This window comes from Micromonospora sp. NPDC023633, assembly GCF_040640035.1.
GTDB lineage: Bacteria > Actinomycetota > Actinomycetes > Mycobacteriales > Micromonosporaceae > Micromonospora.
Genome location: NZ_JBFABB010000203.1, coordinates 1 through 8,040, shown reverse-complemented (window position 1 = coordinate 8,040; position 8,040 = coordinate 1). Strand labels below are relative to the sequence as shown.

Here is an 8,040-nt window from a genome sequence, read left to right as displayed (position 1 = left end):
AGACCGTGCAGGTCTCGGCGTACCCCGACCACTACGCCCAGTGGGAGCAGCAGGCCGCCGACCTCGTCGCCGAGCACTGGAACAACTGACCCGACAACAACTGACACAGACTTTCCACCACAAGGGGGATCGCTGGCCGGCACCCGAACCCGGGGTGCCGGCCAGCGGCACGTCCGGCTCCGGAGGACGCGCACACCCCACTGAGCCCTCGGCGGGAGGCGGGCAGCCACGGGTGGCCGGTGCCGTCAGCGACGGTGACCGAGGGCGACGTCTACCAGGGCCGCGACCAGCGCGAGCGCGATCACCCCGGCGGCCAGCAGCAGCGAGTGCCGGAAAGCGAGCGAGAAGTCCCCACCGCTGGCCGCCAGCGAGGAGAAGAAGACCGAGCCGACGGCGGCGATCCCGGCGGCGGAACCGATCCGCTGGCCGGTCTGGAGCATGCCCGCCCCGCTGCCCGCGTGCCGCACCGGCACCTGGGACAGGGTCAGGGTCTGGTTCGGTGCGATCACCAGTCCGCTGCCCAGCCCGGCGACCAGCAGGGGAGCCGCGGTCAGCCACGGCACGGTGGCGCCGCTCGGGGCCAGGGCGAGCACGACGACCACCGCGACGAGCCCGGCCACCACGGTGAGCAGCCCGACCGCGACCAGCGGACGCCCGAAGCGGTTGACGATCCGGCCGCCGAGCGCGCTCGCCGCCGCCGAGCCCAGCGCGAACGGGGTGATGGCCAGGCCGGCGACCAGCGCGCTGTAGCCGAGCCCGTTCTGCAGGTAGAGCGTGAAGATGAAGAAGATCGCGGTGAACCCGCCGAAGTAGACCAGCGCGATCAGCGACCCCAGGGCGTACGACCGGAAGCCGAACAGCCGCAGGTCGAACAGCGGTTCCTGGCGCCGGGCGTACCACCGTTCCCAGGCCCCGAAGCCGGCCAGGGTGAGCAGCCCCACCGGCACGAGCAGCCACTTCGCCGGGCTCCGCCACTCCTGCTGCACCAGCGGCAGCAGCACGAGCAGCACTCCGACGCCGAGCAGCAGCACCCCGACGGGGTCCAGCCGCCGGTGGTCCCGTGGACCGGCCGGGCGGCCGGGGAGCAGCCGCCAGCCGAGAACCACCGCGAGGACGCCGACCGGCACGTTGACGAAGAACACCCAGCGCCAGCCGTGTTCCTCGCCGCCGACGGCGATCAGCAGGCCGCCGAGCAGTGGGCCGACGGCCGTGGAGATGCCGATGGTGGCCCCGAGCAGCCCGAACGGCCGGCTCCGCTCGGGCCCCTGGAAGAGTTCCTGGATCAGCCCGGTGACCTGCGGGTTGACCACCCCGGCGGCGGCGCCCTGAAGTAGCCGGGCCGCGATCAGCCACGCGGGGGAGGCGGCCAGCCCGGCCAGCGCGCTGGCCAGCGTGAACAGGGTGATCCCGAAGACGAACGCGTTACGCCGGCCGCGCGCGTCGCCGAAGCGCCCGGCGGAGACCAGCACCAGCCCGAACGTCAGGGCGTATCCGGAGAGCACCCACTGCAGGTCGCTGGGGGAGGCCCCGAGGGCGCGGTCCATCGACGGGACGGCGACGTTGACGATGCTCACGTCGAGCAGCGTCATGAAGGCGGCGACCAGCCCGACCCCGAGGGCCTGCCAGCGCCGCCGGTCGTCCGGCGACGCGGTGGCCTCGGCCGATGGTGGCGCACCCGTCGGGCTCATCGTGCCTCCCGTGGACCGGTGATCGGGCATCGCTGAGCGCTACCCCGGTCCCTGGGAGACGAACCATCACGCGGCGCGCGGCGCCTCACGCCATCTGGCGGGCGCAGAACCGGGGGCCGAAGTCCAGCCCGGCCATCGGCGAGTCCTCCCGGTGCAACAGGTTCTTCTCGGTCAGCTGGTGCAGCGGCGCCCGCAACTGCTCCTCGGTGAGACCGGCCTCCTCGGCGATCAGGTCCGGGTACGGCACCTGCCCCCGGGCCTCCAACGCCGCGACCGCGTCGTACACCCGCTCCTCGACATCCGACAGCTGCACCTGCCGCATGGCCTTCCTCCTTAGCCTGTCCCACCCCTGAGCGGGCGGTTGCGCCGCGCGGTTACCCGGTCGGCGACCGAAGATGCGCACCCGATCGGGCGGTGTCCCGGCCGCGCCGACGGCGCCGGACGCTGCGGTTTGCCCTACGCTGCACCAGTGATCGTCTGGGATCTCGCCGTCGTCGGCGCCGGCCCCGCCGGGCTCTCCGCCGCCCACGCCGCCGCCCGCGCGGGCGTGCGCACGCTCGTCGTGGAGCGCGCCGCGCACCCGCGTTACAAGACCTGCGGGGGCGGCCTGATCGGCACCTCGCTCGCGGCGGTGGCCGACCGGATAGAGGTGCCCGCGCACGACCGGGTCGACCGGGTGACGTTCACCCGGGACGGGCGACGGCGGTTCACCCGCCGCCATCGGAGCGGTCCGCTGGTCAGCATGGTGCGTCGGGAGGAGTTCGACGACCGCCTGCGCGCCGCCGCGGTCGCCGCCGGCGCCGAGGTCCGCGAGCGCGTCGCGGTCCGCGCGGTCGAGCAGGACCCCGACGTCGTACGCCTCAGACTCGCCGACGGAAGCACGGTCCACGCGCGGGCGGTGGTCGGGGCGGACGGCTCCTCCGGCGCGACGGCCCGGCACGTGGGGGTGCGCCACCGGCAGGTGGACCTGGGGCTGGAGCTGGAGCTGCCCGTGTCGCCGGAGGAGCAGGCCCGCTGGCGGGGCCGCCTCCTGCTGGACTGGGGGCCGCTGCCCGGCTCGTACGCCTGGGTCTTCCCGAAGGGGGACCGGCTGACGGTCGGCGTGATCGCGGCCCGGGGCGAGGGGGAGCGGACCAGGGCCTACCTGCGCGGGTTCGTCGACCGGCTGGGCCTGTCCGGGGTGGAGCCCGCGCACGACTCCGGTCACCTGACCCGCTGCCGGGCCGAGGACTCGCCGCTGCGTCGGGGCCGGGTGCTGGTCGCGGGCGACGCGGCGGGGCTGCTGGAGCCGTGGAGCCGGGAGGGGATCAGCTACGCGCTGCGTTCCGGCGAGCTGGCCGGTGCGGCGGTAGCCGCCGGTGACCTGGCGGGGTACGACCGGGCGGTCACCCGGGACCTGGTGCCGTCGATGCGTGCCGGGCACCGGCTGCTCGACGTGTTCACCCGGCGGCCCGGGGTCTTCCACGCGTTGTTGGCCACCCCGCCGGGCTGGCGGATGTTCGTGCGGTTCTGTCAGGGGAGGGCGAGCTTCGACGAGACGCTGCACCGCGCCCCGGTCCGAGCGGCACTGGCGCTGCTGGACCGGTCGCCGGCCGCCTGAGCGCGCAGCCGCGGCGCCGGTCCGCCGGGAAGGACGGAGGGCCGGCCCAGCGCGCCGGCTTTCACCCAGGATCCTAGGATGCTTTAGCGCTGGTGTCCGCCGTCACCAGCGCGCAGAATGACGACATCGAGGGAGAGAAGCGATGGCTGAAGAGGGGCCCAGCCCGTCGTTCACGGACGACGACTACACCTTCCTGCGACACGTACGCTTTGGCGAGATGCCGCCCGCGGTGCGCCCGGAGGAGCGGACCGCGCTGACCGAGACCGACCCGCGGCGGGATCTGCCGGACCCGGGCGACGAGCAGGACCGATGGGACCTGCGGCACGGGGCCTGACGACCACTCCGGGCCGGGCTAGGGCGCGCCCCACGGCGGCGGCGCGTCGCGTCGGACGCCGACCGGTGACGATCCCCGGTCCGCACCGACACGCGGACGCGTGTTCCGGACCGACACGCGGACGGGCCGCGGGCGATCCCGCCCGCGGCCCGTCCGGTGATCGGGGTCAGAAGACCGGCACACCCTCGCGCACCAGCCGCCAGTTCGGCTGGTAGAAGTCCGCCGGGTCGATGGTGCCCTTGGCCTGCGCCCAGTCGATCAGCAGCTGACGGATCTCCTGCTGCTCGTTGTAGACCTGGGTCTTCACGATGCCGGGGAAGTTCCCGCCGCCGCTGCGCCGGTAGTTGTTCACCGCCACCACGAACTGCGCGTTGTCCGCCACCGGGGTGTCGGTGCCGGGCAGCACCAGGCGGGTGATGCGCTGGCCCACCGGCTTGGCGATGTCGATGTCGTAGTCCAGGCCGGAGAAGACGTCGTAGTTGTAGTCCGGCACGGCCGGGTCGCTGATCGCGGCCGGGTCGACCGGGGCGCCGGGGGCGAGGGGCCGGAAGTACTTCGCCGAGTACTCCAGGTAGGTGCGCACCTCGGCGCCGCTGAGCACCACCGCCTCGAGGGTGTTGTCGAAGACGTACAGCCCGGCCACGTCGCGGATCTTCACGTCGCCGGCGGGGAAGACCGCGGTCCGGCTGAACGGCGCGGCGATCGACAGGACCGGCAGGTCCGCGTACGACGTGCCGGCCAGCGCCTGACCGACGACCTCGGTCTGGACGTGGTTGATGAAGTCCAGGATCGGGGTGTCCTTGTAGCGGCTCTCCGCCGCCGAGAGCTCCACGGTGGAGCGGGCCACGACCTGGTTCACGTACGCGACGGTCTTCTGGTGCTGCGCCCGCACGGCGGCGAGGACCTTCGGGTCCTCGACCACGGTGTTGGTGTTCAACAGCGCGGCGGTCTTCCTGGTGATCTTCCAGTGGCCCCGCTCGCGGGCCAGGGTGAAGTCCATCCGGCTGAGCCGCTGGCCCCACTTGGACGGCTCGGTGAGCAGCACCTGCTCGCCGGTCTGTTCGTTGGTCACGAACTTCTCGGCGACCTCGGCGTGGGCGTGGCCGAACAGGATGGCGTCGATGCCGGGGACCTGCTGGGCGATCAGCGCCGTCGGGTTCTCGATCGGCAGCTCGGGGCCGTAGCTGGAGGTGCCGCTGTCGCCGCCGTGGGCGGAGATCAGCACGATGTCGGCACCGCGCGCCCGCATGATCGGCACGTACTTCGCGGCGGTGGCGATCATGTCGTCGAATCGCAGTTTGCCCTCGACGTTGGCCTTGTCCCAGATCGCGCTGCCCGGGTTGGTCAGGCCGAGGATGCCGACCCGCAGCGGGGGCGCGGCGAAGCCGACGGAGACCTTCTTGATGACGAACGGCAGGAAGGCCGGCTTGCCGGTGGCGACGTTGACGGCGTTGGCGGCCAGCGCCGGGAAGCCCAGCTGCGAGATCCACTTCGCCAGCAGCGGCAGGCCGTAGTTGAACTCGTGGTTGCCCAGCGTCACGGCATCGTAGCCGAGCACGTTCATCGCGTTGGCCATGGGGTGCGTCTCACCGGTGGTGGTGATCGGCTCCTGCTTGGCGTAGAAGGTGGCCAGCGGGGTGCCCTGGATGGTGTCGCCGGCGTCCAGCACCAGCGTCGCCCGGCCCCGCCGCTCGGCGCGGATCTGCTTGACGAGGGCGGCCAGCTTGGCGACGCCCACGTCGTTGTGCTTGCTGTCGTCGTACTCGGCGTCGGAGTAGTAGTCCCAGTTGTAGACGTTGCCGTGGGTGTCCGAGGTGCCGAGGATCGTGAGGTCCCAGGTCCGCGACCGGGCCGCGCCGGCCGCCTGGGCGGGGGTGGCGGCGATCAGCGGGACGCTCGCCGCCGCGGCCGCGGCGGCGAGCACCGTCCGACGCGACGGGCCGGAGGGAGAGGTCATGAGGTGCCCTTCCATGGGGGTTCGGGACGCCCGGTGAGCGCCGAGCGCACCATAAACGAGCCGCCGTCACTCCTGCCACAGCAGCCCGAGGTGTTTCATCCCACCGGCGCGCACGGGGCCGTCCGTGTAACACCGGGCCGGTCGTTTCCGCTTGCCGCCGCAGGGTAGGGCGGTGGGAGACCCACACCCGACCGGTGCGCGAGGAGACGTCGGTGAGCGAGGACCAGCACACCCAGCAGGACCCCACCAGCCAGTACGGCCAGCAGGAGGGACAACCGAAGCAGCAGCAGACGCCGCCCGGCTCGACTCAGGAGATGACCCCGAAGCCGGACCACGGCGAGGAGTCGTACCGCGGCAGCGGCAAGCTCGACGGCCGGCGGGCGGTCATCACCGGCGGTGACTCCGGCATCGGCCGCGCGATCGCCATCGCGTACGCCCGGGAGGGCGCCGACGTGCTCATCTCCTACCTGGGCGAGGAGGAGGACGCCGACGCCCGGGAGACCGTCCGGCTGGTCGAGGAGGCCGGCCGCAAGGGCATCGCGGTACGCGGCGACATCACCGACGAGCGGCACTGTCAGGAGTTGATCGAGCGGGCACTGCGTGACCTCGGCGGCATCGACATCCTGGTCAACAACGCCGCCCACCAGATGGCGCAGGAGGAGGGCATCCTCGGCATCAGCGACGAGCAGTTCGACCGGGTGCTGAAGACCAACCTGTACGCCATGTTCTGGCTCTGCCGGGCGGCGGTGCCGCACATGCCCGAGGGCTCGGCGATCATCAACACGTCGTCGATCCAGGCGTTCGACCCCTCGCCGCAGCTACTGGACTACGCCACCACCAAGGCGGGGATCGCCAACTTCACCAAGGCGCTCGCCGCCGACCTGGCCGAGCGGGGGATCCGGGTGAACGCGGTGGCGCCGGGCCCGATCTGGACGCCGCTGATCCCGGCGACGATGCCGGAGGAGAAGGTCGAGAAGTTCGGCCAGGACACCCCCGAGGGACGCCCCGGCCAGCCGGCCGAGTTGGCCCCGGCGTACGTCTTCTTCGCCTCCCAGGAGTCCAGCTACGTCACCGGCGAGATCCTCGGCGTGACCGGCGGCCGCCCCACAAAGTAGCGGGTGGGTCAGCGGGGCCAGGGGGCCAGGCGGGCGCGGACCCGGGCGACGGCGGCGGGGTCCAGGCCGTAGCGGGCGAACCGGCGGTCCGGCAGCCGGTCCAGGTAGCGGCCGGCGGCCCGGACATCCTCCTCGTCCAGGGCCGGGTCGAGCTGGCGGGCCAGTTCCAGCAGCTCCGCCACGCCGTGGTGTTCCAGGGCAGCCGCGACGTCGATGTAGTCCCGCACCTCCCGCCGGTTGACCAGGGCGGCGGTCTTGTTCGCCATCAGGTCCCGCACGTCCATCACCGGCCCGAGGTCCATCACCACCGGGCTGCGGTGCCGGTCGAGGCGGGCCAGACTGAGCCGGATGAGCCGCCCGTCCCGGCTCACCACGAAGTCCCTCAGGTCCCGGTCGAACCCGTCGAACAGCTCCGCCAGCTCGCTGTCCGGGTCGGCGTCGGTCACCTCGAACCCGGCCCGCTCCAGTGCCGTCCGCACCCCGTCCGCCGCCGCGGCGGCGGCACCCTCCACGTCCGCGAACAGGTCCACGTCCTCCGTCGGGCGGGTCACCAGCCCGTGCGCGGCCCAGGCCACCCCGCCCCCGAGCACGAACCGGTACGGCCCGGCAGCAGACAGGGCCACCCGGGCCACCTCGCGGTAGAACTCGTGCGGGTGCGCGTCGCTCACGCTGTACGCAGCCCCCGGTGGCGGCTCTCCCACGCCTGGCGTACGCCCCGGGGCAGGTTGAGCAGTCGCCACACCCGACGCAGCGTGCGCCCGTTGATGAGCAGCCGCAGGTCCTCCGCGCGGGTGGTCTCGCGCAGCACGTTCTCGTACATCCAGAGCAGCTCGTCCGGATCGCCCAGGTCGAAGGTGCGGTCGGCGTTCCACATCAGCCGCACCGGCAGCTCCACCACGCCACGGGTGGGGCCGGTGAGCTCCGCGAGCGTGCGGGCCACCACGGCGGGCCGGCCCGGGCGGGCCAGATGAGCCGCGCGGGTCGGAGCGGGGGAGAGGGCCTGCATGCTGTCAGGGTAACCCCAGGTCGGGCCGCTCGGGATCGCGCTTTCGCCGGGTGTCGTGGCGTGCGGGGCAGGTCGGGGTGAGTTGACGTTGTCCCGGCGGGCCGGATGCGGGTCGCCCTCGCCGGGTTTGGCGCGGTCGTCGTGGTGGTTGGCGTCCGGTGGTTGCGGGTCTGTCGTGGTGGTCGGGCGTCGGGTGGTTGCGGCTCCGTCGTGTCGTTGTGGGTCCGTCGGGGTGGGGGTGTGGCCCGCCGTACCCGGCTCCGGGCGGTCAGGCTTGATCCCTGCGCCGGGCACCGCGGGCCACACCCCCACGGTGGCCGCGCGCCGGCCACGGCACAAC

Annotated in this window: 8 protein-coding genes; 3 read left to right on the top strand and 5 right to left on the bottom strand. The window is 73.1% G+C overall.

The features are described 5' to 3' along the window. Positions 1-245: 245 nt before the first annotated feature. Both AB0G13_RS33085 and AB0G13_RS33080 read right to left on the bottom strand, forming a co-directional pair. On the bottom strand, positions 246-1,688 hold the full coding sequence (locus tag AB0G13_RS33085; RefSeq protein WP_357883133.1) for an MFS transporter: 1,443 nt from the start codon (positions 1,686-1,688) through the stop codon (positions 246-248). Positions 1,689-1,773: 85 nt separating this feature from the next. Then, positions 1,774-2,010 (bottom strand): hypothetical protein, encoded by a 237-nt coding sequence (locus AB0G13_RS33080; protein ID WP_132239717.1) that lies wholly within the window; start codon positions 2,008-2,010, stop codon positions 1,774-1,776. Positions 2,011-2,157: 147 nt separating this feature from the next. Here AB0G13_RS33080 and AB0G13_RS33075 point away from each other — a divergent pair, with 147 nt between their 5' ends. Both AB0G13_RS33075 and AB0G13_RS33070 read left to right on the top strand, forming a co-directional pair. After that, the gene (locus tag AB0G13_RS33075) at positions 2,158-3,288 is read left to right on the top strand and encodes a geranylgeranyl reductase family protein (RefSeq protein WP_357883130.1); all 1,131 of its coding nucleotides are present in this window, start codon (positions 2,158-2,160) and stop codon (positions 3,286-3,288) included. Positions 3,289-3,430: 142 nt separating this feature from the next. Further along, positions 3,431-3,622, top strand: a complete 192-nt coding sequence (locus AB0G13_RS33070) for a hypothetical protein (RefSeq protein ID WP_357883127.1) — start codon at positions 3,431-3,433, stop codon at positions 3,620-3,622. 166 nt (positions 3,623-3,788) lie between these two features. Here the strand turns inward: AB0G13_RS33070 and AB0G13_RS33065 are convergent, their stop codons facing one another. Beyond that, entirely contained in the window at positions 3,789-5,579 is a 1,791-nt protein-coding gene (locus AB0G13_RS33065) for a 5'-nucleotidase C-terminal domain-containing protein (RefSeq protein ID WP_357883124.1), read from the bottom strand. Between the two features lie 212 nt (positions 5,580-5,791). Here AB0G13_RS33065 and AB0G13_RS33060 point away from each other — a divergent pair, with 212 nt between their 5' ends. Continuing rightward, positions 5,792-6,694 carry an SDR family oxidoreductase gene (locus AB0G13_RS33060; protein WP_357883121.1) on the top strand — a complete coding sequence of 301 codons (903 nt, stop codon included), beginning with the start codon at positions 5,792-5,794 and terminating at the stop codon, positions 6,692-6,694. Between the two features lie 8 nt (positions 6,695-6,702). On the opposite strand, the gene AB0G13_RS33055 is transcribed toward AB0G13_RS33060, so the two are convergent. Continuing rightward, on the bottom strand, positions 6,703-7,362 hold the full coding sequence (locus tag AB0G13_RS33055) for a nucleotidyl transferase AbiEii/AbiGii toxin family protein (RefSeq protein WP_357883118.1): 660 nt from the start codon (positions 7,360-7,362) through the stop codon (positions 6,703-6,705). Further along, positions 7,359-7,700, bottom strand: coding sequence for a hypothetical protein (locus AB0G13_RS33050; RefSeq protein ID WP_357883115.1), 342 nt, complete (start codon positions 7,698-7,700; stop codon positions 7,359-7,361). Before AB0G13_RS33050 ends, AB0G13_RS33055 begins: the two co-directional genes overlap by 4 nt. Positions 7,701-8,040: the final 340 nt, after the last annotated feature.